This is a genomic window from Sporichthya brevicatena, from assembly GCF_039525035.1.
Taxonomy (GTDB): Bacteria; Actinomycetota; Actinomycetes; order Sporichthyales; family Sporichthyaceae; genus Sporichthya; species Sporichthya brevicatena.
In genome coordinates this window covers 40,689-65,229 of sequence record NZ_BAAAHE010000044.1, presented here as the reverse complement: position 1 = coordinate 65,229, position 24,541 = coordinate 40,689, and the positions used below count along the sequence as shown (strand labels likewise).

The 24,541-nt window shown below is 72.6% G+C and carries 24 protein-coding genes; all 24 read left to right on the top strand.

Annotated elements, in window-relative coordinates; all coding sequences use genetic code 11:
- The first annotated feature begins 135 nt into the window (after window positions 1–135).
- The 24 genes from ABD401_RS20260 (at window position 136) to ABD401_RS20145 (ending at window position 24,535) form a co-directional block, all read left to right on the top strand.
- Window positions 136–1,500, top strand: a complete 1,365-nt coding sequence (locus ABD401_RS20260; protein ID WP_344608125.1) for an ammonium transporter — start codon at window positions 136–138, stop codon at window positions 1,498–1,500.
- Window positions 1,497–1,835: a P-II family nitrogen regulator gene (locus ABD401_RS20255; protein WP_344608123.1), complete on the top strand. Its 339-nt coding sequence runs from the start codon at window positions 1,497–1,499 to the stop codon at window positions 1,833–1,835. Before ABD401_RS20260 ends, ABD401_RS20255 begins: the two co-directional genes overlap by 4 nt.
- A gap of 229 nt (window positions 1,836–2,064) precedes the next feature.
- Window positions 2,065–3,384: an ammonium transporter gene (locus tag ABD401_RS20250; RefSeq protein WP_344608121.1), complete on the top strand. Its 1,320-nt coding sequence runs from the start codon at window positions 2,065–2,067 to the stop codon at window positions 3,382–3,384.
- 55 nt (window positions 3,385–3,439) lie between these two features.
- The gene (locus ABD401_RS20245) at window positions 3,440–3,778 is read left to right on the top strand and encodes a P-II family nitrogen regulator (RefSeq protein ID WP_019876425.1); all 339 of its coding nucleotides are present in this window, start codon (window positions 3,440–3,442) and stop codon (window positions 3,776–3,778) included.
- A 70-nt stretch (window positions 3,779–3,848) separates the two neighbouring features.
- Complete coding sequence (locus tag ABD401_RS20240; RefSeq protein WP_425566213.1) at window positions 3,849–6,125, top strand: [protein-PII] uridylyltransferase; 2,277 nt, start codon at window positions 3,849–3,851, stop codon at window positions 6,123–6,125.
- A gap of 135 nt (window positions 6,126–6,260) precedes the next feature.
- Complete coding sequence (gene ffh / locus ABD401_RS20235) at window positions 6,261–7,835, top strand: signal recognition particle protein (protein WP_344608116.1); 1,575 nt, start codon at window positions 6,261–6,263, stop codon at window positions 7,833–7,835.
- Between the two features lie 10 nt (window positions 7,836–7,845).
- A complete protein-coding gene (locus ABD401_RS20230) occupies window positions 7,846–8,922 on the top strand; it encodes an amidohydrolase family protein (RefSeq protein ID WP_344608114.1) in 1,077 nt (358 codons plus the stop codon).
- A 102-nt stretch (window positions 8,923–9,024) separates the two neighbouring features.
- Complete coding sequence (rpsP, locus tag ABD401_RS20225; protein ID WP_344608112.1) at window positions 9,025–9,477, top strand: 30S ribosomal protein S16; 453 nt, start codon at window positions 9,025–9,027, stop codon at window positions 9,475–9,477.
- A 2-nt stretch (window positions 9,478–9,479) separates the two neighbouring features.
- Window positions 9,480–9,716 carry an RNA-binding protein gene (locus tag ABD401_RS20220; RefSeq protein ID WP_019876431.1) on the top strand — a complete coding sequence of 79 codons (237 nt, stop codon included), beginning with the start codon at window positions 9,480–9,482 and terminating at the stop codon, window positions 9,714–9,716.
- A gap of 3 nt (window positions 9,717–9,719) precedes the next feature.
- Window positions 9,720–10,241, top strand: a complete 522-nt coding sequence (rimM, locus tag ABD401_RS20215) for a ribosome maturation factor RimM (RefSeq protein ID WP_344608110.1) — start codon at window positions 9,720–9,722, stop codon at window positions 10,239–10,241.
- The gene (gene trmD, locus ABD401_RS20210) at window positions 10,241–11,053 is read left to right on the top strand and encodes a tRNA (guanosine(37)-N1)-methyltransferase TrmD (RefSeq protein WP_344608108.1); all 813 of its coding nucleotides are present in this window, start codon (window positions 10,241–10,243) and stop codon (window positions 11,051–11,053) included. Before rimM ends, trmD begins: the two co-directional genes overlap by 1 nt.
- Before the next feature lie 66 nt (window positions 11,054–11,119).
- Window positions 11,120–11,479 carry a 50S ribosomal protein L19 gene (rplS, locus tag ABD401_RS20205; RefSeq protein ID WP_344608106.1) on the top strand — a complete coding sequence of 120 codons (360 nt, stop codon included), beginning with the start codon at window positions 11,120–11,122 and terminating at the stop codon, window positions 11,477–11,479.
- Between the two features lie 99 nt (window positions 11,480–11,578).
- Entirely contained in the window at window positions 11,579–12,451 is an 873-nt protein-coding gene (lepB, locus tag ABD401_RS20200) for a signal peptidase I (RefSeq protein ID WP_344608104.1), read from the top strand.
- Window positions 12,444–13,451, top strand: coding sequence for a signal peptidase I (gene lepB, locus ABD401_RS20195; protein WP_344608102.1), 1,008 nt, complete (start codon window positions 12,444–12,446; stop codon window positions 13,449–13,451). Before lepB (ABD401_RS20200) ends, lepB (ABD401_RS20195) begins: the two co-directional genes overlap by 8 nt.
- Window positions 13,432–14,673 carry a signal peptidase I gene (lepB, locus tag ABD401_RS20190; RefSeq protein ID WP_344608100.1) on the top strand — a complete coding sequence of 414 codons (1,242 nt, stop codon included), beginning with the start codon at window positions 13,432–13,434 and terminating at the stop codon, window positions 14,671–14,673. The genes lepB (ABD401_RS20195) and lepB (ABD401_RS20190) overlap by 20 nt, the downstream gene beginning before the upstream one ends.
- A gap of 2 nt (window positions 14,674–14,675) precedes the next feature.
- Window positions 14,676–15,392, top strand: a complete 717-nt coding sequence (locus tag ABD401_RS20185) for a ribonuclease HII (RefSeq protein ID WP_425566207.1) — start codon at window positions 14,676–14,678, stop codon at window positions 15,390–15,392.
- Entirely contained in the window at window positions 15,389–15,697 is a 309-nt protein-coding gene (locus ABD401_RS20180; protein WP_019876440.1) for a DUF2469 domain-containing protein, read from the top strand. The genes ABD401_RS20185 and ABD401_RS20180 overlap by 4 nt, the downstream gene beginning before the upstream one ends.
- 19 nt (window positions 15,698–15,716) lie before the next feature.
- Window positions 15,717–16,292, top strand: coding sequence for an LURP-one-related family protein (locus ABD401_RS20175; protein WP_344608427.1), 576 nt, complete (start codon window positions 15,717–15,719; stop codon window positions 16,290–16,292).
- Window positions 16,293–16,489: 197 nt separating this feature from the next.
- The gene (locus ABD401_RS20170) at window positions 16,490–18,346 is read left to right on the top strand and encodes a heparinase II/III domain-containing protein (RefSeq protein ID WP_344608090.1); all 1,857 of its coding nucleotides are present in this window, start codon (window positions 16,490–16,492) and stop codon (window positions 18,344–18,346) included.
- Window positions 18,347–18,478: 132 nt separating this feature from the next.
- A complete protein-coding gene (locus tag ABD401_RS20165) occupies window positions 18,479–20,338 on the top strand; it encodes a heparinase II/III domain-containing protein (protein ID WP_344608088.1) in 1,860 nt (619 codons plus the stop codon).
- 106 nt (window positions 20,339–20,444) lie between these two features.
- Window positions 20,445–20,801: a YraN family protein gene (locus ABD401_RS20160; RefSeq protein ID WP_344608086.1), complete on the top strand. Its 357-nt coding sequence runs from the start codon at window positions 20,445–20,447 to the stop codon at window positions 20,799–20,801.
- The gene (locus tag ABD401_RS20155; protein WP_344608084.1) at window positions 20,798–22,345 is read left to right on the top strand and encodes a YifB family Mg chelatase-like AAA ATPase; all 1,548 of its coding nucleotides are present in this window, start codon (window positions 20,798–20,800) and stop codon (window positions 22,343–22,345) included. The genes ABD401_RS20160 and ABD401_RS20155 overlap by 4 nt, the downstream gene beginning before the upstream one ends.
- Complete coding sequence (gene dprA / locus ABD401_RS20150) at window positions 22,342–23,475, top strand: DNA-processing protein DprA (RefSeq protein ID WP_344608082.1); 1,134 nt, start codon at window positions 22,342–22,344, stop codon at window positions 23,473–23,475. The genes ABD401_RS20155 and dprA overlap by 4 nt, the downstream gene beginning before the upstream one ends.
- 85 nt (window positions 23,476–23,560) lie before the next feature.
- Window positions 23,561–24,535 carry a tyrosine recombinase XerC gene (locus ABD401_RS20145; protein WP_344608080.1) on the top strand — a complete coding sequence of 325 codons (975 nt, stop codon included), beginning with the start codon at window positions 23,561–23,563 and terminating at the stop codon, window positions 24,533–24,535.
- Window positions 24,536–24,541: the final 6 nt, after the last annotated feature.

The following is a 24,541-nucleotide window of genomic DNA, read 5'->3' as shown; positions in this document are numbered from 1 at the left end:
GTAACACCGGTGCGCCATCGGTGATCTGAGGGAAACACGTGCTGCCCCCGGGCGAAACGCGCTCTCGGAACCCTTCCGTCCAGGACGCGGACCGTGGCGGTCCCGCCGCGGTACAGGAAGGGAGGCACCACCCAGATGCCGGAATCAGCCCTTGACTCGGGCAACACCGCCTGGATGTTGATGAGCTGCGCGCTCGTGCTGCTCATGACTCCGGGACTCGCGTTCTTCTACGGCGGCATGGTCCGTATGAAGAGCGTCCTCAACATGATGATGATGTCGGTGGCCGCGCTGGGCATCGTGAGCATCCTCTGGGTGCTCTACGGCTACAGCATCGCGCTCACGAAGGACGAGGGCGGGGGCCTCATCGGTGGCCTGGACGCCGCCGGTCTCGACGACACGATCGCGGACACCGGGGCAGCGCTGCCCGAGACGGTGTTCGTGGCCTTCCAGCTGATGTTCGCGATCATCACGGTCGCGCTCATCTCGGGCGCCATCGCCGACCGCGCGAAGTTCAGCACCTGGTGCGTCTTCGTCGTGCTCTGGGCGAGCATCGTCTACTTCCCTGTCGCCCACTGGGTCTTCCACTTCGGTGACGACCGCAACGGCGACGGCAACCTGGTCGACCCGGGCTGGATCGTGGACATGGGTGTCCTCGACTTCGCCGGTGGCACGGCGGTGCACATCAACTCCGGTGCGGCGGCTCTCGCGCTCTGCCTCGTTCTCGGCAAGCGTCGCGGCTGGCGCAAGGACCCCATGCGCCCCCACAACGTGCCGTTCGTGATGCTCGGTGCGGCCCTGCTGTGGTTCGGCTGGTTCGGCTTCAACGCCGGTTCGGCCGCGGCGGCGGACAACACCGCCGGCGTCACCTTCCTCAACACCCAGGTCGCCACCGCGGCTGCGGTCATCGGCTGGCTGATCGTCGAGCGCATCCGGGACGGGCACTTCACCCTCCTCGGTGGCGCCTCGGGCATGGTGGCCGGTCTGGTCGCCATCACGCCCTCCTGCAACACCGTCAACCCGATGGGTGCGATCGGCATCGGTGCCATCACCGGCGCGATCTGCTGCGCGGCCCTGTCGCTGAAGTTCAAGTTCGGGTTCGACGACTCGCTCGACGTCGTCGCCGTCCACATGGTCGGTGGCCTCGCCGGCACCCTGCTCATCGGTGTCTTCGCCACCGCCGACGCCCCGGCCGGGGTCGACGGTCTGCTCTTCGGTGGCGGCGGCGAGCAGCTCGGCAAGCAGGCCGTGGGTGCGTTCGCGGTCATGGGCTACTCGTTCGTGGTCACGCTCATCCTGGGTCTGATCCTCCACAAGACGATCGGCTTCCGGATCGACGAGGACGCCGAGGTCGAGGGCATCGACGTCAACGAGCACGGTGAGACCGCGTACGAGCTCGGTGCGGTCGGGTCGCCGCTGGCCCGTCCGACCGGTGGTGGCGCCGGCCTCACCCACACGGTCGGGGGCATGGCTCCCGGCACGACCCCGAGGGTGGACGCATGAAGCTCCTGACTGCGGTCATCAAGCCGTTCAAGCTCGACGACGTGCGCGGCGCCCTGGAGAAGTTCGGGGTGCAGGGCATGACGGTCAGCGAGGCCAGCGGGTATGGCCGCCAGCGCGGTCACACCGAGGTCTACCGGGGCGCGGAGTACACCGTGGACCTGGTGCCGAAGGTGCGGCTGGAGGTGCTGGTCGACGACGCGGACATCGCCGACGTCGTGGAGGTCGTCCTCAAGTCGGCGCAGACCGGGAAGATCGGTGACGGCAAGGTCTGGGTGACCTCCGTCGACACCGTGGTCCGGGTCCGCACCGGCGAACGCGACACCGACGCCCTCTAAGGGCATCGGCACGGCATGGAAGGGGCCCGATCCGCTCGGCGGATCGGGCCCCTTTCGCACGTCCTGACCGGCATCGGCGAGAGAGGTGCGCAACACAGACGTAACACGGACGCAACATTGGTGATGATCCGGAAACACTCGTGTCACGCGGTCGAAACCGCGTCCCGAAACCGTCGCGCCGACCGTGTCCCCACGGTCGGCGCAGGACCGCGGACGCGAAGGGTCGACGATGACGGAGATCAACGGGGCGGACACCGCCTGGCTGCTCGCCAGCACCGCGATGGTGGTGGTGATGACGTTCGGGCTCGCCACCTTCTACGGCGGCATGGTCCGGGCGAAGAACGTCATGAACACGATGATGATGATCGTCGCGACCATCGCCGTGCTCACGGTGGTCTGGTTCGGCTGGGGCTACAGCCTGATCTTCGGCGGCGACAACGGCGGCATCATCGGGAACTTCTCCTACGTCGGCATGACCGACGCGATGGACGAGGTCTCCGGCACCGTCCCGACGCTGCTGTTCGCGACCTTCCAGCTCACCTTCGCGCTCATCACGTGCGGCCTGGTGTGCGGCTCGATCGTCGACCGGGCCCGGTTCAGCGCCTGGTGCGTGTTCATCGTCGCCTGGGCGACGTTCGTCTACGCCCCGATGGCGCACTGGATCTTCTTCTTCGGCTCGGACACCGACGGCCCGGGCTGGATGGTCGACTTCGGCGTCCTGGACTTCGCCGGGGGCACGGTCGTCGAGATCAACTCCGGGGCGTCCGGCCTGGCGCTCGCCCTGGTCATCGGCGCCCGGATGGGGTGGAAGCGCGACCCCATGCGCCCGCACAACCTCACGATGGTGATGCTCGGCGCCGGTCTGCTCTGGTTCGGCTGGTTCGGCTTCAACGCGGGGTCGGCGCTGTCGGCCAACGCGCAGGCCGCGCTCGTCCTGTGCAACACGATGATCGCCGGCGCCGTCGCGATCTGCGGCTGGATGGTCGTCGAGCGCATCCGCGACAAGAGCTTCACCTCTTTCGGTGCGGCGTCCGGCGCCGTCTCCGGTCTGGTCGCGATCACCCCGTCCTGTGCGGCGGTCACCCCGATCGGTGCGGCGGCGATCGGCTTCCTGGCCGGCGCGATCTGTGCGATCGCGATCGCGTGGAAGTACAAGATGGGCTACGACGACTCGCTCGACGTGGTCGGCGTCCACTTCGTCGGTGGCGTGGTCGGCATGATCGGCATCGGCCTGTTCGCCAGTGCGCAGGCGACCGGCATCCTCACCGCGGACGACCCGAACGACGGGATCGACGGCCTGTTCTACGGCGGCGGCCTCGACCAGTTGGGCAAGCAGTTGGTCGGTGCGGGCGCGGCGACGCTGTACGCGTTCGCGGTCACCTTCATCATTGGCTGGGTGATCCACAAGACGATGGGCTTCCGGGCCGACCCCGAGGCCGAGCTGAGTGGCCTCGATCAGGCGATGCACGCCGAGACCGCGTACGAACTCGGCGCGACGGTCTCCTCGACCGGCCGCATGGCCGGGTCGTCCAGCGCCGACGGCGCCTGACCGGGCGACGGAACAGACTGAGCAGGCGTCACACCCCCACCCACCAGGAGGCGACATGAAGCTCGTGACCGCGGTGATCAAGCCGTTCAAGCTCGACGACGTCCGCACGGCGCTGGAGCAGTTGGGGGTGCACGGCATGACCGTGACCGAGGCCAGCGGCTACGGCCGCCAGCGCGGTCACACCGAGGTCTACCGCGGCGCCGAGTACGTCGTGGACCTCGTGCCCAAGGTGCGCCTCGAGGTGCTGGTCGACGCCGCGGACACCGAGGCGGTCATCGGCGCGATCATCTCCGCCGCGCAGACCGGCAAGATCGGCGACGGCAAGGTCTGGGTCACCCCGGTCGAGTCCGTCGTCCGCGTCCGCACCGGCGAGCGCGACGCCGAGGCGCTCTGATCCGCGTGGTGTCCCCGGTCGACCGCACGTGACGTACGCGCAGGAGCGGGCCGCGCTGCTGGCCCGGAACATGCCCTTCGGGCCGGACCGCCGGGCGGCGCTCTCCGACGCCGCCGACGGCTGGCTCATCGAGCTGCTCCGGGCCGCCTCCGGCGGTGACGACAGCGGGCTCGCCCTTGTCGCCATCGGCGGCTACGGCCGGCGCGAGATGGTCGCGGGCAGCGATCTGGACGTCCTGCTCCTGCACGCCCGCAAGCGCGGCCTGGCGGAGGTCGCCGACGCCGTCTGGTACCCGATCTGGGACGCCGGCGTGAAGCTCGACCACTCCGTCCGCACGGTCGCCGAGGCGCGCGCGGTGGCGGGGGAGGACCTCAAGGCGCTGCTCGGGATGCTCGACATGCGGCACGTCGCCGGGGACGTCGGGCTGACCGAGCAGCTGCGCAGCACCGTCCTCGCCGACTGGCGCTCGGCCGCGACCAAGCGCCTGCCCGAACTGCGGGAGTCCGCGCAGGAGCGCGACCGGAGCAACGGGGAACTGGCGTTCCTCCTCGAGCCCGACCTGAAGGAGAGCCGCGGGGGTCTGCGCGACCTGGTCACGCTCCGCGCGGTGCAGGCCTCGTGGGTGGCGGACGTGCCGCACTCCCGCATCGGCCCCGCCCACGACCGGCTGCTCGACGTCCGCGACGCCCTGCACACGGTCACCGGCCGGAGCACCGACCGACTGGTGCTGCAGGAGCAGGAGAACGTCGCGAGCGCGCTCGGCCTGCTCGACGCGATCGCCCTGATGCGGTCGCTCGCCGAGGTCGGGCGCACGATCGCCTACGCCTCGGACATCACCTGGCGCCGGGTCGACCAGGTGCTGGAGACGCGGACCCGGCGCTTCCGGATCCGCGGCACCGCGGGCAAACCCGCGCCGCGTACGCCGCTCGCGGACGGTGTCGTCCAGTCCGAGGGGGAGGCGGTCCTCGCCCGGGACGCCGATCCCGCGCGCGACCCGATCCTGGTGCTCCGCGCCGCCGCCGCGGCGGCGCAGGCGGGCATCCCGCTCTCGCCCGGCACCGTCGACCGACTGGCCGCGTCGGCGAAGCGCCTACCCGAGCCGTGGCCGGACGCGGCCCGGGAGGAACTGGTGCGCCTGCTCGGCGCCGGCCGCCCTGCGGTCGCCGTGTGGGAGGCGCTCGACCTCGCCGGCGTGATGACGACGTTGATCCCGGACTGGGCGCGCGTCAGCTGCCGCCCGCAGCGCAACGCCGTGCACCGGTTCACCGTCGACCGGCACCTGGTCGAGGCCGCCGCCAACGCCGCGGCGCTGACCCGCCGGGTCGCGCGACCCGACCTGCTGCTGGTGGGCTGCCTGCTCCACGACATCGGCAAGGGCTGGCCCGGCGACCACAGCGTCGTCGGCGCGACCATCGTCCGCGACCTGGCGCCCCGCCTCGGGTTCTCCGAGGCGGACGTCGAGGTGCTCGCCATGCTCGTGACGCACCACCTGCTGCTGCCGGACGTCGCCACCCGGCGCGACCTCGACGACCCGAAGACGATCGAGGCGGTCGCGAACGCTGTCGGGACCGTGGAGAACCTCGACCTGTTGCACGCGCTCACCGAGGCCGACGCGCTCGCGACCGGCGAGGCCGCGTGGACGCCGTGGCGCGTCAACCTGATCGACACCCTCGTCGAGCGGGCCCGCGCGGCGCTGTCCGGCACGCCGGTGCCGATCTCCTCGCCCCTGACCGACGACCAGCGCGCGCTCGCCCGCGACGGCGCGATCGACGTCCACATCGGGGGAGCGGAGTCCGGGGACTCCGGGACGATCGTCACCGTGGTCTCGCCGGACCGGCTCGGTCTGCTCGCCACCGTGGCCGGGGTCTTCGGCGTGCACCGCCTCGGGGTCCGGTCGGCCGTGACGGAGACCATCGACTCCGCCGCGGTGACCGTCTGGACCGTGCAGCCCGACTTCGGCGCGCCGCCGGACGCCGCCGTCCTGCGCGGCGACATCGTCCGCGCCCTCGACGGCTCGCTCGACGTCAGCGCGCGGCTCGCCCGCCGGGAGCAGGCCCAGGTGCAGAAGCCGGGCATCGCCGTCCCGCCGCCGAGCGTGCACGTCGTGGCGGACGCCTCCGACACCGCGACCGTGCTCGAGGTCCGGGCCCACGACCGGCCCGGTCTGCTCCACCGCGTCGGCCGCGCGCTGTCCGCGGCCGAGGTCGACATCCGGTCCGCGAAGGTGAGCACCTGGGGTGCCGAGGCCGTCGACGTCTTCTACGTCGTCGACCCGGTGACCGGCCGCGCCCTCGACGAGGCCCGCGCCGAGGCCGTCCGCAAGTCCGTCCTCGACGCCCTCGACTGAGCTCTGCGGGATGACGTCCCGCAGGCCCCCGGTGTCAGCCCGCAGACGGGCTGACACGCGTCCACCAGGGACGTCATCCCGCAGGACATAGGCTGGGGGGAGCCCCGAGCCAGCTCAGAAGAGGATCCGTTTCTCGTGTTCGACACTCTTTCCGACCGCCTCGCAGCGACGTTCAAGAACCTGCGCGGCAAGGGCCGGCTCTCCGACGCCGACATCGACGCCACCGCGCGCGAGATCCGGATCGCCCTGCTCGAGGCGGACGTCGCGCTGCCCGTGGTCAAGGACTTCATCGCCTCGGTCCGTGAGCGGGCCCGCGGGGCGGAGGTCAGCCAGGCGCTGAACCCGGCGCAGCAGGTCATCAAGATCGTCAACGAGGAACTGGTCACGATCCTCGGCGGGGAGACCCGCCGACTGCGGTTCGCGAAGACCGCGCCGACCGTGATCATGCTCTGCGGTCTGCAGGGCGCCGGTAAGACGACGCTCGCGGGCAAGCTCGCGAAGTGGCTGGCGAAGAACGGCCACCAGCCGATGCTCGTCGCCGCGGACCTCCAGCGCCCGAACGCGGTCCAGCAGCTGCAGGTCGTCGGCGAGCGTGCCGGCGTCGTCGTCTACGCCCCCGAGCCGGGCAGCGGCGTGGGTGACCCGGTCAAGGTCGCGAAGGACTCCATCGAGGAGGCCCGCCGCCGCCAGCACGACATCGTCATCGTCGACACCGCCGGCCGCCTCGGTGTCGACGCCGAGATGATGCAGCAGGCCGCGGACATCCGCGACGCGGTCTCGCCCGACGAGATCCTCTTCGTCGTCGACGCGATGATCGGTCAGGACGCGGTCACGACCGCCCAGGCCTTCCTCGACGGCGTCGGGTTCGACGGCGTCGTCCTCACCAAGCTCGACGGTGACGCCCGCGGTGGTGCGGCGCTCTCGGTCGCGAAGGTGACCGGTCGTCAGATCATGTTCGCCAGCAACGGCGAGAAGCTCGACGACTTCGACGCCTTCCACCCCGACCGGATGGCGTCGCGCATCCTCGGCATGGGTGACGTCCTCACCCTCATCGAGCAGGCCGAGCAGCACTTCGAGGCCGAGCAGACGGCCAAGATGGCCGAGAAGCTGCTCAAGGGCGGGAAGGGCAACGAGTTCACGCTCGAGGACTTCAAGCAGCAGATGCTGCAGGTCCGGAAGATGGGCTCGCTCGGCAAGATCCTGAAGATGCTCCCCGGCATGGGGGAGATGAAGGACCAGATCGACTCGATCGACGACAAGGAACTCGACCGCGTCGTCGCGATCATCAACGGCATGACGCCCGCGGAGCGCGAGGACCCGAAGATCATCAACGGCTCGCGCCGCGCCCGCATCGCGAAGGGCTCCGGCGTCGAGGTCGGCGAGATCAACCAACTGGTCGACCGTTTCTTCGAGGCCCGCAAGGTCATGAAGCAGATGGCCGGCGGCCTCGGCGGGATGAAGGGCGGCATGCCCGGCATGGGCGGCTTCCCCGGTCTCGGGGGCGGCGGCAAGAAGTCCCGCGGCAAGGCGCAGCAGACGCGGCCCGGCAAGTCCAAGGGCAAGCAGCGCTCCGGCAACCCCGCGAAGCGGGCGCAGGAGGAGGCCGCGGCCGAGGCGCGCGCCGCCGCCGGCGCGGAGGCCGCGTTCGACCCGGCGAACTTCGAGCTGCCGGCCGAGCTCAAGGGCCTGCTGCCGCCCGACGCGAAGTGAGCGCGCGGTCGTGAGTGAAGCGCTGCACGTCCGGGGCGTCCGCCTGCCCGACGAGACCGACGTCGACCTCTGGATCGTCGACGGCGTCGTCACCTACGAACCGGTGCCGGACGCGGTCACGATCGGGACGGGCTGGATCACGCCCGGCCTGGTCGACATGCACTGCCACATCGGCCTGGCCGCGAGCGGCGAGACCGACCGCGAGGCCACCGAGGCCCAGGCGGTCCGGGACCGCGACTCGGGCGTCCTGCTCGCCCGCGACTGCGGGACGCCCGCGGACACGCGGTGGATCGACGACCGCGAGGATTTGCCGCGGATCGTCCGCGCCGGGCGCCATGTCGCCCGTCCCAAGCGCTACATGCGGGACGTCAGCGTCGACGTCGAGCCGCCCGAGCTGCCCGCCGCCGTCGCCGAGCAGGCGACGCGGGGCGACGGCTGGGTGAAGATCGTGGGGGACTGGATCGACCGCGACGCCGGCGACCTCACCCCGCTCTGGCCCGTGGCGGCGCTGACCGACGCCGTCGCTGCCGCCCACGCCGCCGGGGCGCGCGCGACCACCCACGTGTTCGGTCGGGCGGCGCTCGCCGAGGCGCTGGAGGCCGGCTTCGACTGCATCGAGCACGGCACCGGCCTCGACGACGAGCTCACTGCGCGCATGGCCGCCGCCGGGACGGCGCTGGTCCCGACGCTGCTCAACGTCGTCGAGAACTTCCCGGGCATCGCCGACTCCGGGCAGGCGAAGTTCCCGGCCTACGCCGACCACATGCGCCGGCTGTGGGAGACCGCGCCCGCCCGGATCGCCGCCGCCTACGAGGCGGGCGTGCCGATCTTCGTCGGGACCGACGCCGGCGGCGTGATCGCCCACGGCCGGATCGTCGACGAGATCGCCACGCTCACGCGGGCCGGGCTGCCGCTGGACTACGTGCTCGGGGGTGCCTCCTGGCGCGCCCGGGAGTTCCTCGGGCGCCCCGGACTGGCCGAGGGCGACCCCGCCGACCTGGTGATCTTCGCCGCGGACCCGCGGGCCGACCTGGCCACGCTCGCCGCCCCCTCCCGGATCGTCCTCCGGGGCCGTGTGATCGCCTGACCCCACCCCGATTCCGGTCGGGGGACCGCCCGATTCGGCCGAACGTGCCTCAGGTGGCATAATCGGCCGCTGCATTCGATGACCTCAGGAGAGACCAGGCTCGTGGCCGTCAAGATCAAGCTCAAGCGGATGGGCAAGATCCGCTCCCCGCACTACCGCGTCGTCGTCGCGGACTCCCGGACCAAGCGGGACGGTCGCGCCATCGAGGAGATCGGGAAGTACCACCCGACCTACGAGCCCTCGGTCATCGAGATCGACTCCGAGCGTGCGCAGCACTGGCTGAAGGTCGGCGCGCAGCCCACCGAGGCCGTCCTCGCGCTGTTCAAGATCACCGGCGACTGGCAGAAGTTCAAGGGCCTGCCGGGCGCCGAGGGCACGCTGAAGGTCGCCGAGAAGGTCGACAAGCAGGCGGGCAACGAGTTCGTCGCCACCGGCCTGGACGCGAACGCCGGCGCGAAGGCCGAGAAGGCCGAGTCGGCCCCGGCCGAGGCCGCCGCCGAGGCGCCCGCGGCCGAGGCGCCCGCCGCCGAGGCACCGGCCACCGAGGAGAGCTGACGGTGCTCGAGGACGCCCTCGACCACCTCGTGCGCGGCATCGTCGAGCACCCCGACGACGTCCGCGTCCGCGAGCGCAACCAGCGCAACGGCAAGGTCCTCGAGGTCCGGGTCCACCCCGACGACCTCGGCAAGGTGATCGGCCGCTCCGGTCGCACCGCGACCGCGCTGCGCACCGTCATCTCCGCCCTCGGCGGCCGCAACATCCGCGTCGATCTGGTCGATCAGCGCGGTCGGTAAGCGATGCAGCTCGTCGTCGGGCGCATCGGGCGCCCGCACGGCGTGCGCGGTGAGCTCACCGTCGAGGTCCGCACCGACTCCCCGGAACTGCGTTTCGCACCGGGGAGTTCGCTGTTGACCGACCCGGAGTCCGCGGGTCCGCTCGAGATCACCGGCGCCCGCTGGCACAGTGGTCGCCTGCTGCTCACCTTCGCCGGCGTTGCGGACCGCACCGCGGCCGAGGCGCTGCGGAACGTCCGGCTCGTCGTGGAGATCCCGGACGACGAGACGCCCGAGGACCCCGAGGACTTCTACGACCACCAGCTCGTCGGGCTGGGTGTCGTCGACGCTGCCGGGACCGACCTGGGCACCGTCACCGACGTGCTCCACCTGCCGTCGCAGGAGCTCCTGGCCGTCCGCACCCCGGACGGCCGCGAGGTGCTGGTCCCGTTCGTCCACGAGATCGTCCCCGAGGTCGATCTCGCGGCGAAGCGCGTCCGCGTGACCCCGCCCCCCGGGCTGTTCGCCGACGCGCCGGAGGGCTGATGCGCGTCGACGTGATCGGGATCTTCCCCGAGTACCTGGCCCCGCTGGACCTCTCGATCGTCGGGCGGGCGCGCACGAGCGGCCTGCTCGACGTCGTCGCCCACGACCTGCGGGACTGGACGCACGACGTGCACCGCACCGTCGACGACACGCCGTACGGCGGCGGCGCCGGCATGGTGATGAAGCCCGAGCCGTGGGGGGAGGCCCTCGACGCGGTGCTGGCGGGCGGCCCGCCCGGCGCCCGGGCGCGGCTGGTGGTCCCGACCCCGGGGGGCCGGCCGTTCACGCAGGAGTTGGCCGAGTCCTACGCCGCCCTGCCGTGGCTGGTGTTCGCCTGCGGCCGGTACGAGGGCATCGACGCCCGCGTGGCGGCGCACGCGGCGGCCCGGGCCGAGATCGACGCCGTCGACGAGGTCTCGCTCGGGGACTACGTCCTCGCGGGCGGTGAGGTCGCCGTCCTGGTGATCGTGGAGGCGGTGGCCCGGCTCCTGCCCGGCGTGCTGGGCAATCCGGCGTCGCTGACCGAGGAGTCCCACACGGGCGGGCTGCTGGAGTACCCCGTGTTCACCAAGCCGCCGGCGTGGCGCGGCCTGGACGTCCCGGAGATCCTGCGCTCGGGCGACCACGGGCGCATCGCGCGGTGGCGCCGCGACCAGGCGTTGCGCCGGACGGCCGCGGTCCGGCCCGATCTGATCCGGGCGCTGGACCCGGCCACCCTCGACCGCACCGACCTCGCCACGCTCGCGGAGACGGGCTGGGAACCGGGGGAGGACGGCCGGTTTCGTCCGACGCCCCCGGGTGTGTCAGACTGACCGCTGGATTTTCACGCCCCGCCGCGGGCGATCTGTACGCCTGCTGGCCGAAGGAAGCGACCGATCATGCACACGCTCGATGCCGTTGATGCCGCCTACCTGCGCTCCGACATCCCCGACTTCCGTCCCGGTGACACCCTGAAGGTGTCCGTCCGGGTCGTCGAGGGCAACCGGTCCCGCATCCAGGTGTTCCAGGGCGTCGTGATCCGCCGCCAGGGCAGTGGCCTGCGCGAGACCTTCACCGTCCGCAAGGTCAGCTTCGGCGTCGGTGTCGAGCGCACGTTCCCGGTCAACACCCCGTCGATCGACAAGATCGAGGTCGTCACCCGCGGTGACGTCCGGCGCGCGAAGCTGTACTACCTCCGCGATCTGCGTGGCAAGGCCGCGAAGATCAAGGAGAAGCGCGACGCCGTTCCGGCCAAGTAGTCCGGCCCCGCAGCTCCGGCCCCGCAGCTCCGGCACCACCGGCCGATCGGCGTCGGATCGGCCGGGGTGCCAAGGTCGCGCGGATACCCTCGACCGGACATGGACACCGACCGCGACGACGTCCGACCGGCGGACGCTGACGTGGACGCAGCTGTGGACTCCGACGTGGACGCGACGCTGACCGCGGTCCGCCGCCGTCCCACCTCGCACCGCCGGGCCGCTCCGCCGCGCCGTGCTCCGGCCTCGGGACGGTCGTCCCGGCGAGCCCGGGTGCCCGAGGCGGAGTCCGCGCTCGGGCGCGCCGAGCTGCGGGCGGCCCGCCGGCGGCACCTCCGCCGTGTCCAGGCCGCGGTCGTGGTCGGCCTGCTGGTGCTGATGACGACGGTCCGGGGCTTCCTGTTCCAGGCCTTCTCGATCCCGTCGGTGTCGATGGAGCCCACGCTGCACGTCGGCGACCGGGTCCTGGTCAACAAGCTGTCCTACGACGTCGGGTCGGTGCAGCGCGGCCAGGTGATCGTGTTCGACGGCGCGGGCAGCTTCGTCCCCGCCCGCGACGAACCGGGCCTCGTCGGCCGCGTCCTCGGCGCGCTGGGCCTGAACAACGGCCAGGACGACTACGTCAAGCGAGTGATCGGCCTTCCGGGGGACCGCGTCGCCTGCTGCGACCCGCAGGGCCGGCTCACGATCAACGGCATTTCGCTCGACGAGCCCTACCTGTTCCCGATGGACCTTCCGTCCCGGGACAAGTTCGATGTCCTGGTTCCTCCCGGGCGCGTCTGGGTGATGGGTGACCATCGGAGCCGCTCCGCTGACTCACGTGCCCACCTTGCGGACCCCGGCGGCGGTACTGTTCCCATCGACAAGATCGTGGGACGCGCCGTGGCGATCGTCTGGCCTCTCGGCCGGGCGGGGTGGTTACCCATCCCCGAGAGCTTCGAAAGGCTGACGAATGGAGGGGCCGCCGGTGACTGAGCCGGTCGATCCGGGCAGGCCCGGCGACCCGACCGGCCGTCCGGGCGGGAACGAGCCGGTCGAGGGCGTGGAGCCCACGAGCGCCGCGCCGACCGACGGTACGGCCGAGGGGGTCGACGGCGCTGCGGCGAACGACGCCGACGCGCTCCCGCCGCCGCCGAGCCGGGTCGCGCGCCGCGCCGGGGACGCCGCCGACGACGGCACGGAGCCGACCGCCGGCCGCCGCGTCGGGCAGTCCTCCAGCCTGATGCGCGAGCTGCCGATCCTGGTCTTCGTGGCGCTGGCGCTCGCCCTGCTCATCAAGACGTTCCTCGTCCAGGCGTTCTTCATCCCGTCGGACTCGATGGAGAACACGCTGCTGCAGGGGGACCGGGTCCTCGTGAACAAGTTCGCGTCGCACTTCGGCGACGTGAAGCGGGGCGAGGTCGTCGTGTTCCGCGACCCGGGCGGCTGGCTGCCCGCCGGCGCGGACGACGAGGGCGGCAACCCGATCGTCAAGGGCATCAAGGACGTCTTCGTCTTCGTCGGCCTGCTGCCCTCCAGCAGCGAGAAGGACCTGATCAAACGGGTGATCGGCGTGCCCGGCGACAAGGTCGCCTGTTGCACGAACGGAAAGATCACCGTCAACGGCATCCCGATCGACGAACCGTACGTCTATCCGGGCGACAAACCGTCGGACCGTCAGTTCAGCGTGACGGTCCCGCCGAACCGGCTCTGGGTGATGGGCGACCACCGCTCGCTGTCCGCCGACTCGCGCGTCCACATGTCCGACCCGGGCAACGGCACGATCCCCGCGGACAACGTGGTCGGCCGCGCGTTCGTCCTGGTCTGGCCGCTCGACCGCTGGTCGACCCTCGGGGTGCCGGACACGTTCAAGCGCAAGGAGCTCGACGACGCCGCGGTGGCGGTCTCCTCGCTCGGGCTCGTCACGCTGGTCCCGCTGGCGTTCGTCCGCCGGCGCCGGGTGGGGCGATTGATCCATGACGTCGACGCCGCCTGACGGGGGCGAGCACCCGAACCCTGGCACCGACCCCACCACTCCGGGGCCGGAGCGCGGTACGCCCGCGCCCAGCATCTTCGGAGCCGGTGACCCGAACACCGAGTACGTCCCGATCCCGCCGGTGCCGAACCTGCCCCCGCCGAACGTTCCCCCGACGGCCCTGCCGCCGGTGGTCCCGGCTCCGATGACGCCCCCGGCCGCACCGCCCCCGGTCGCACCGCCCGCGCAGTACTCGCCGCCGGAGTACACGGCGCCGCCGGACCCGCCGCCGGCCTCGCGCTACGCGGTGCCGCCGCCGCCTCTCCCGGCGCCGCAGCCGGGCGACGACATGCCGCGTCGGCCCACGCAACGCCGGACGGTGCGCCGCACCCCGGAGGAGCCCCTGCCGGAGCCGGTCGAGCACGGCCCCGAGGTGGGCAGCGCGTCCGCGTGGCTGCGGGAGATCCCGATCCTCGTCGCCGTCGCGCTCGGCATCGCGCTGCTGGTGAAGACGTTCCTGGTGCAGGCGTTCTTCATCCCGTCGGAGTCGATGGAGAACACGCTGCTCACCGGCGACCGCGTCCTGGTGAACAAGTTCGCCGACCGCTTCGGCGGGGACGTGAAGCGCGGCCAGGTCGTCGTCTTCAAGGACCCGGGTGGCTGGCTGGACTCGGACCAGGACGACACCACGGGCAACCCGATCGTGCGCGGGCTCAAGGACGTGTTCTCGTTCGTCGGGCTCCTGCCCTCGCAGAGCGAGAAGGACCTCATCAAGCGCGTCATCGGCGTCCCGGGCGACAAGGTCGCCTGCTGCGACTCCGAGGGCCGGGTCACCGTCAACGGCGTGCCGCTCGACGAGCCGTACCTGTATCCGGGCGACCGGCCGTCGGACCGGGAGTTCTCGGTGACGGTGCCGCCGAACCGCCTGTGGGTGATGGGCGACCACCGCTCGGACTCCGCCGATTCGCGCTCGCACATGGACGGCCCCGGCAACGGCACGATCCCGAGCGAGAACGTCGTCGGTCGCGCCTTCGTCCTGGTCTGGCCGATCTCCCGGTGGGACGTGCTGACCGTTCCCGCGACGTTCAAGCGACCCGAGATCGACGACGCCGGCCTCGCCACCTCGGCCGTCGGCCTCGCGGTGCTCGGCCCGCTGGCGCTGGCCCGGCGCCGCCGCCCGGCGGTGCTCGTGCCGGTGGCGTCCGTGCCGGAGGTGGCGGACGGAAGCCGGGGCGGGAGCTGATCGTGCTCCCGCGAGGAACCGCGGTCCGGAGGGACTCCGGGCTCTACGGCTACGAACGCGCGCTGGCCCGGTGCGGCCTCGCGCCGGTCGCCGGTGCCGACGAGGCCGGCCGGGGTGCCTGCGCGGGCCCGCTGGTCGCGGCGGCCGTGATCCTGCCCGAGGGCAAGCGCGGCGAGGTGCCGGGCCTGGCCGACTCGAAGCTGCTGCGGCCGGCGACGCGCGAGAAGGTCTACGACCAGGTCCTGCGGCGGGCGGCCGCGGTGAGCGTCGTCGTCATTACGCCGGACGAGATCGACCGCGTCGGGCTGCACCGGTCCAACGTCGCGGCGCTGCGCCGTGCCCTCGCCAAGCTGACGCTGCCGGCCGGCTACGTGCTCACCGACGGGTTCCCCGTCGCCGGGCTCGGCGTGCCCGGTCTCGCGGTCTGGAAGGGCGACCGGGTCGCGGCGTGCATCGCCGCGGCGTCCGTGGTCGCGAAGGTGACGCGCGACCGGATGATGGCGGAGCTGCACGAGCAGTACCCGCAGTACGGGTTCGACGAGCACAAGGGCTACTGCACGGCCGAGCACAACGCGGCGCTCGCGGCCCACGGCCCCTGCGCGCACCACCGCTTCTCGTACGTGAACGTCCGGACCGCGGCGGGCCTGCGGGTGAGCGCCGGGGCCGTCGACGACAATGCGCTGATCGCCGAGGAGATGGGGGAGGGGGAGTACCGATGAGCGCTGAGGATCTCGAGAAGTACGAGACCGAGATGGAACTCCAGCTCTACAAGGAGTACCGCGACGTCGTCGGGCTCTTCGCCTACGTCGTCGAGACCGAGCGCCGGTTCTACCTGACCAACCACGTCGACCTGCAGGTCCGCGCGGATGCCGGGGAGACCTACTTCGAGGTGTCGATGACCGACGCGTGGGTCTGGGACATGTACCGCCCGGCCCGGTTCGTGAAGAACGTCAAGGTGGTCACCTTCAAGGACGTCAACGTGGAGGAGCTCGCCAAGGCCGAGCTCGAACTGCCGAAGGACTAGCGCGTCCGTGACCCCGCCCGTGGACCCCAACCGCGTCGCCGCTGCCGAGCGCTTCGTCATCGCCCAGCGCTTCACCGCGCTGGTGAACCGCTACGACGTCTCGTTGCCGGCGTCCGACGGGCTCAGCCCGGGGGAGCCGGTCTGCTTCGTCGAGCAGAAGCGGCTCGCGTTCAAGGAGCAGGTCGACTTCCGGCTGCCCGACGGACAGACCTCGCTGTTCCGCTTCAAAGCCCGTTCGGTCGTCGACCTCGGTGCGACCTACGACGTCACCGCTGCGGACGGGACGCCGATCGGGACGTTCAAGAAGGAGGGGATGAAGTCCCTCCTGCGCTCGACCTGGCGGCTCTCGCAGCCCGGCCAGCCCGACGTGATCGGCCAGGAGCGCAGCATGCCGATCGCCCTCCTGCGCCGCGCGCAGGACCTGATCCCGCTGCCGTTCCACTTCGACTTCGACGCGAACGGGCAGCCGATCCTCACCGTCGAGCGCCAGCGCACCCTCCGGGACCGGTATCTGGTCCTGATCCACGTCCCCGGCCTCGACCGCCGGCTCGCGATCGCGATGGGTGTCGCCCTCGACGCGTTGCAGCAGCGCTGAGTCGGCAGCAGCGCTGAGTCGGCAACGGCGCTGAGTTCTTACCAGCGCTGATCCGTTCGGCCGATCCCGGTGGTCCTCCGCCCGGCCACAGTTCGTCCGGCGGGACGTCGCGCCGGAACACGGGACCCCGCTCGTGCGTCCAAACCCGCGCCGACAACAGGCGCGGGGTGGAAGGACGCCCGGGCGCGATCCGGGGGATGTCCGTGCTCGTCAAGCGCACAGCCGTGGCGGTGGTGGCCGCTGCCGTGACGGCCGCGCTGCTGAGTGGGATCGCCGTGGGGGCACCCGCGCAGGCCGAGGACGACCCGGTCCGGGTCGCCGCGGTCGAGGACGACGTCATGGGCTGCGAGAAAGGCGACTCGTTCAACCGCGCCGCCGCCGACCGGCTGGTGGCGGGCAGCGTCTCGATCGGGCCGTACCCCGCTGTGCGGATCCCCACCGACGGCAACCTCAACTGGGCGATCAACCCGTACCGGCACCCGTCCTGGGAGGTCCGGTACCGGACGCTGCGCTGGTTGCGGCCGCTGATCCTCGGGGTCGCGGACCCGACCGTCGACGCGGTCACCCGCGCCCGCTACCGCGCGTTCGTGGAGAACGTGGTCCGGGACTTCCTGCGCGACAACCCGCGCACCGGTAAGAAGCCGCTCCGGTTCACCTGGGACGCCGGGACCGCCGTCTCGCTGCGCGCCTCGTTCCTGCTCTGCGCCCGGGACGCCCTGGGTGGCACGGCGTGGCTGGACCGCGCGATCACCGAGCACGGACGCTTCCTTCACGGCCGGTGGGCCGGGGCCTGGAACCACGGGACCATGGAGGCGATCACCCTCTACCGCATCGGCTGCCGGACGAAGGACAGCGCGTTCCGTCGCGAAGGTCGCGCGCGGCTGGTCCGCTCGTTCTCGGCCGACCAGCCGCTCGGCCCGGTCCTCGACGCGCAGGGCGCCACCAACGAGCAGTCCGTCGGCTACGCCGACTACCAGCACCAGCTCTGGAACGAGGCGATCCGGCTGCTGAAGGACGGCGGGGACCCGGTCCCCGCCGTCCTGCGGAAGCGGGTGGCCAAGCTGCCCGAGTTCCTGACGGCGGCGACGCAGCCGGACGGGACGCTGGTGCAGCTCGGGGACACCTACGCCGACCCGGCGGAGAGCGCCGCCGGCACGACGCTCGAGTACGCGGTGTCCCGCGGGCAGTCCGGGCCGCGGCCGACCAAGCGCGTGTGGGTGTACCAGCGCGGCTACGTGTTCGGGCACAGCGGCTGGGGCGAGCGGCGACCGTTCGAGCAGGAGAGCTTCTACAGCCTGCGGTTCGGGGCGCCGCGCCAGGTGCACGGGCACGTCGACCACACCGCCTTCACCTACTTCGCCCGCGGCATCCCGATGCTCGTCGACTCCGGCCACACCGGCTACAAGGCCGACGCACAGCGGGCCTTCCTGCAGTCCGCGGCTGCGCACAACGTGCTCGAGGTCGTCGGGGTGAAGCAGCGCGACGTCACCACGAAGCTCACGCGCAAGGTCGTACGCGGCAACTGGCAGACCTTCGGTCTGACGGACCGTTCGTACGGCTTCCCCCGCACGCGCAACGTGCTCGTCGCGCAGGGGCCCGACATCGCCCTGGTGTACGACCGGACCGCCGCCCGCGGCAAGAAGCGGACGTTCCGTCAGCTCTGGCACCTCGGTGCCGACATGACCGTGACCCGCAAGGCGAAGGGCGTCGCGGTCGCCACGCCGAAGGGCGGCGCCGACGCGCGGCTCTGGATGATCCCCGTCGCCCTGGGCGGCGCCCGCCCGAGGACCGCCGTCGTGACCGGGCGGACCTCCCCCCGCCAGGGTTGGGTCTCCGACCACGAACTGACGCGGCGTCCGGCTCCGGTCGTCACGATGACCCGCCGGGCCACCGCGGCGCGGATGCTCACGGTCTTCGTCCCGACGTCCTCGACCGCGGTCGTGCGGACCGCGGTCCGCAACGTCGGCAAGGGTGCGAAGGTCCTGACCGTCACCGTCGACGGGACCGCGCGCCGGTTCCGGATCGGGGCGCAGGGGACCCTGACCCGGCTCTGAGCGGCGCCTCACCCGTTCGGCTGATTCCCGGTGGAGACCGTCGCGGAACGGAACCACGCTGGAGGCGGGGCCGTCCGACCCCACGGGCATATCGCCCGTACGGGGCGTTCGGGGTACGCACGGGGGCACGGAGTGAGGTTTCGGCGCGGAGCGGTGGCCGGCACGGTGGCGCTCGCGCTGCTCGGAGGCCTCGCGGTCACCGAGCCGGCGAGGGCGGACGACAAGCCCGTCAACATCCTCGCGGAGGACCCCGTCACCGTCTTCGGCGCCGACGTGCTCGGCTGCGAGGACGACGTCGACAGCAAGCCCGGGGCCGCCGACCGGATCCTGAGCGGGACGCTGCAGCTCTCCCCGTTCGGTCCGGTGGCCGTGCGCAAGGACGGCAACTTCAACTGGGCCATCGACCCGTTCGACCACCCGTCCTGGGCGTCGCGCTACCGCAGCCTGCGCTGGGTGGAGCCGCTGATCGACGAGTCGCTGAACCCGGAACGAACCCCGGCCGAGCGGTCGCGCTTCCGCGAGCACGCGCAGGCGATCATTCAGGACTGGGTGAAGGACAACCCGCCGAACGCGAAGAACAAGCTGCGCTTCATCTGGGACGACCCGACCGCGGTGGCACTGCGCAGCGCGTTCCTGCTGTGCGCGAAGCGCTCGCTGGGCGGCTCGGCCTGGCTGCACCGGACGATCGACGACCACGCCGCCTTCCTGCGCAAGCACTGGTCCGGGGCCTGGAACCACGGAACCATGGAGGCGCTCGCGCTCTACCGCATCGGCTGCCTGGAGTCGGACCGCGAGGCACGGCGCGTCGGGCGCTCGCGCCTGGTCGGCTCCTTCGAGAGCAAGGACAACCGCTTCGGTCCGGCGCTCGACAACCAGGGCGCGACCAACGAGCAGGCGGTCGGGTACGCCGAGTTCACCTATCAGCTCTGGCACGAGGTGATGCGGACGTTCCGCACCTGCGGCGACACCGTCCCCCAGGTCATCCGGAACCGCGTCGCGAAGGCGGAGGCGTTCGTCACCGCCGCCATCCAGCCGGACGGCAACCTCGTCCAGCTCGGTGACACCTTCGCGCGGCCGGCGGAGGTCGAACCGGGGACGACGATCCAGTACGCCGCGACGAAGGGCGCCAAGGGCCCGCGTCCGACCAAGCTCGTCTCGGTGTTCAAGCGGGGCTACGTCTTCGGGCGCAGCGGGTGGGGCACAGCGCGTCCGTTCGCGGAGGAGTCGTTCTACAGCCTGCGGTTCGGACCGGCCCGGCAGGTGCACGGCCACCTCGACCACACGTCGATGACCTACTTCGCGCGTGGTGTTCCGATGCTCGTCGACTCCGGGCACAACGGCTACAAGGCGGGCGCCCAGCGCTCGTTCCTGCGCTCGCCCGCGGCACACAACGTGCTCGAGGTTGCCGGGGTGAAGGCCCGGGACGTCGCGACGACGCTCACCCGTCAGGTCCTCCGCAAGCGCTGGCAGTCGTACACGATGACCGACCAGGCCTTCGGGTTCTCCCGTACGCGCAACGTGCTGGTCGCCCAGGGCCCGGACATCGCGATCGTCCACGACAGCACCGGGTCGGCGGACCGGACACGCACGTTCCGGCAGCTCTGGCACCTGGCCCCGACCATGGACGTCTCGCGCGGGGCGAAGGGCGTCGCCAAGGCGACCCCGCGCGGCGGCGTGGACGCGCGACTCTGGCTGATCCCGGTCCGGCTCGGGGGCGGCGGCAAGACCCAGGTCGTCACCGGCCGCACCCGGCCGCGCCAGGGCTGGGTCTCGGAGCAGGTCCTCCAGGCCCGCAAGGCCCCGGTCGTGGAGATGACGTCGACGGGCCGCTCCGCGCGCATGCTGACGGTGATCGTCCCGGCGGCGAAGTCGGCGAAGGTGACGACGTCGGTGAAGAACCTCGGCAAGGGCGCGAAGCTCCTGACGGTCCGCATCGACGGCAAGGCCTACAAGTTCCGCGTCGCCGCCGGTGGGGTCCTCACCCGGGTCTGACCCGGTTGTCCACAGGCCGCACACGGCGCACGTTGTCCACAGATTCGGGCACTCCCAAGATCTGACGCTCCGTCATGGCAGAAGCTGCCGGGCGGAGGTGGTCGCGGTGCGGGCGAAGGACGCGTTGGGGCGGTACGGGGAGGACGTGGCCTCCCGGTACCTGACCGAGGCCGGGTTGGTGGTGCTGGAACGGAACTGGCGCTGCCCGGCGGGGGAGATCGACATCGTCGCGCGGGACGGCGGGGCGCTCGTCGTGTGCGAGGTGAAGACGCGGCGGGACGACCTGTTCGGCGGGCCCTACGCCGGAATCACCCCGGTGAAGCTGCAACGGCTGCGTCGGCTGGCGGCGACCTACGTCCGTGCGGCCGGGGTGCACGTCCCGGAGATCCGCGTGGACGTCGTCGCGGTCTGGGCGTCGGGGCGCGGGGCCGCCCGCGTCGAGCACCTGCGGGGCGTCCAGTGAGGCGCGGGCTCGCCCGCGGGTGGTCGGTCGCCCTGGTCGGGGTCACCGGGCAGCTGGTGAGCATCGAGGCCGACATCGGGCCGGGGTTGCCGAAGTTCTCGTTGCTCGGGCTGCCGGACGCGGCCCTGAACGAGAGCCGCGACCGGGTCCGGGCGGCGGTGCTCAACAGCGGTGAGGCGTGGCCGGACCACAAGGTGACGGTCTCGATGTCCCCGGCCGATCTGCCCAAGCGCGGATCGCGCTTCGACCTCGCGCTGGCCGCCGTCGTGCTCGCGGCGTTCGGCGAGGTGCCGGCGGAGGGGCTGGCCGACCGGGTGCTGCTGGGGGAGCTGGGTCTCGACGGCGGGCTGCGCCCGCTGCGCGGGGTGTTGCCGGCGGTCTCCGCCGCGGTGCGGGGCGGCATCAAACGGGTGGTGGTGCCCGAGCCGAACGCCGAGGAGGCCGCGCTGGTCGACGACGTCGAGGTGATCGGGATCCGTTCGTTGGCGCAGCTGCTGGCGTTCCTGCGGGGGGAGGAGATCCCGGACGCGCCACCGGTCCCGGGAGTCGAGCCGACGGCGGTTCCCGGTCCGGCCGAGGTGCTGGACCTGATCGACGTCCGTGGCCAGGCCGAGGCCCGGCGGGCGCTCGAGGTCGCCGCGGCCGGCGGTCATCACCTGCTGCTGCACGGCGCTCCCGGCTCGGGCAAGACCATGCTCGCGAGCCGCTTGCCCGGGCTGCTGCCGCGGTTGGAGGGGCGGCGGGCGCTCGAGGTCAGCGAGATCCACTCGGTCGCGGGCCTGCTCCACCCGGGTGCGCCGCTCGTCGAGCGGCCGCCGTACTGCCAGCCGCACCACTCCGCCTCGCTCGCGGCGATGGTCGGCGGTGGCGCGGCCAAGGACCTGCGGCCCGGGGCGGCGTCGGTCGCGCACCACGGGGTGCTCTTCCTCGACGAGGTGGCCGAGTTCAAACCGTCGGTCCTCGACGCGCTCCGGCAGCCGCTGGAGAGCGGGGAGGTGGTCCTGTCGCGGTCCGGGGTGACGGCGCGTTTCCCGGCCCACTTCCTGCTCGTGATGGCGGCCAACCCGTGCCCGTGCGGCTCGCCGTCGGGGCCGCGCAGCTGCACCTGCTCGTCGGAGGCCCGCCGCCGGTACGCGGCGCGGCTGTCCGGTCCGCTGCTCGACCGCATCGACATCCAGGTGATGGTCGACCGGCCGAGCCGGCACGAGCTCGTGAACGCCCCGGACGGGGAGGGCACGGAGGTGGTGGCCGACCGCGTGGCCCTGGCCCGGGAACGAGCCGCCCACCGGCTGCGGAACACCCCGTGGGAGCTCAACACCCAGGTGTCGGCCCGCGCGCTGCGGACGCGGTTCGCGCCCGCGACCGACGCCATGGCGCTGGTGGAGACGGCGCTCGACCGCGGTGCGCTGTCGGCCCGCGGCCTGGCGAAGGTTCTGCGTCTCGCGTGGACGCTGACCGATCTGGCGGGCCGGGAGCGGCCCGGCCTCGACGAGGTCGGCCAGGCGCTCGCCCTGCGGGCCGGAGCGGGCGGAGGGTGGGCGTGAGCGCGCAGTTGAACCTGCCGCTGGGCCCGGGGCAGGAGGCGCTGGCCGCGTTGCTCGCCGCCGCCGAACCCGGCGACGCCCGGTTGGGGACCGAGCTGGACCGGTGGGGGCCGGTCGAACTCGTGCGCCGCGTCCGCACCGGGTGCGGGGGATTCCCCGGCGCCGCGGCGCTGCGGCGGCGTCTGGAGACCGTCGACGGCGCCGAGCAGTTGGGTCGGGCGGCGGCGCTGGACGCCGTCCTCGTCGCGCGCGGCGACCCGGACTGGCCGACGCAGCTCGACGACCTGGGGGACAGCCGCCCGCTCGCGCTCTGGTTGCGGGGGTCGGTCGCGTTGCGTCCCGCGCTGTTGCGCTCCGCGGCGGTGGTGGGCTCGCGCACCGCATCGGCCTACGGACTCCGGGTCGCCGCCGACCTCGGCTCGGAGCTCTCCGAGCGCGGCTGGACGGTGGTGTCCGGCGCGGCGCTCGGCATCGACGGCGCGGCTCATCGCGGGGCGCTCGCGGGTGGCGGCCCGACCGTCGCCGTCCTGGCGAGCGGCCTCGACGTGCCGTACCCCGTCGCGCACGCCCGGCTGCTCGACCAGATCGCGGAGGAGGGGATCGTGATCAGCGAGTCCGGGTTCGGGACCGTGCCGATGCGGCACCGGTTCCTCACGCGCAACCGGCTGATCGCCGCGCTGACGCGGGGCACGGTGGTCGTGGAGGCCGCGATGCGCAGCGGGGCCCTGAGCACCGCCCGCTACGCCGCCGATCTGAACCGGCCGCTGCTGGCGGTGCCGGGGCCGGTCACCTCGACCGTCTCCGCCGGGTCGAACGACCTGCTGCGCACCCGCGGGGCGATCCCGGTGACCTGCGCGGGAGAGGTGATCGAGGACCTCGGCCGGATCGGGGCGGACCTCGCGCCCGCCCGGACCGCCGAGGAGCGTCCGCACGACGCGCTCTCCCGCCGCCAGGCGGAGGTCATCGGCGCCCTGCCCGCCCGTCGGCCCGTCGCGGTCGACGAGGTGGCGCGGCGTTGCGGGCTCGATCCGGCGGCCGCGAGCGCGGAGCTCGGGCAGCTCGCCCTCCTGGGAATGGTCGAGCGCATCGACGGCGGGTGGCGGCCCACGCGCCGGGGCCGAGGGGGCTGACTGGCATACCCGCGCGTGGGGACTTCCACACCCGTTCGGCGCGCCGGTGCTTGCACCACGCCCGCGGGGGCGGAACCGTGGCCGTATGGGCGATCGGGGGGTGGCTGCGGCCGCGGCGCATGCGCCCTCGCCCGCGCCCTCGCCTGCGCCTGAGCAGCTGCCGCCCGCGCTCGACGACGCGCTGGCGGGCTTCGAGTCCTACCTGCGGGACGAACGGGCGTTCTCCGCCCACACCGTCCGGGCCTACCTCGGCGACGTGACGCGCCTGCTGCGGCACGCGGCCCGCTCCGGGGTCCGGGATCCCGACGGCATCACACTGCCGATCCTGCGCAGCTGGCTGGCGCTGGAACGGACCACGCGCCATGCCGACTCCACGCTCGCGCGCCGCGCGGCGGCCGCCCGGGCCTTCACCGCCCATGCCCTGCGCACGGGCCGGGCGAGCACCGACCCGGGAGCCGGCCTGGCCAGCCCCAAGGTCCGCCGCGCCCTGCCCGGCGTGCTCACCGAGGACCAGGCCGCGACGCTGATGGCCGTCCCCGACCCGGAGTCCGGTCCGGTCGGCCTGCGCGACCGCGCCGTCCTCGAGGTCCTCTACGCGACCGGCCTGCGGGTGGGGGAGCTGGTCGGCCTCGACATCGACGACCTGGACCGCAGCCGGCACCTCGTCCGCGCCGTCGGCAAGGGCAACAAGGAACGCAGCGTCCCGCTCGGGCGTCCGGCGATGGACGCCGTGGACGCCTGGTTGACCCGCGGTCGGCCCGCGCTCGCGACCTCGACCTCGGGTCCCGCGCTGTTCCTCGGCGCGCGCGGCGGTCGGCTCGACCAGCGCGCGGTCCGCACGATGGTGACCCGGTACCTGGGGGAGGTCGCCGGCGCGGCGGCCCTCGGTCCGCACGGTCTTCGGCACAGTGCCGCCACCCACCTACTTGCGGGCGGGGCAGATTTGCGTAGCGTGCAGGAGTTGCTCGGTCACGCAACGCTCACCACGACCCAGATCTACACGCACGTATCCGTCGAGAGACTCAGGGCCTCCTATGAGCGAGCGCACCCGCGGGCCTGACGCCGC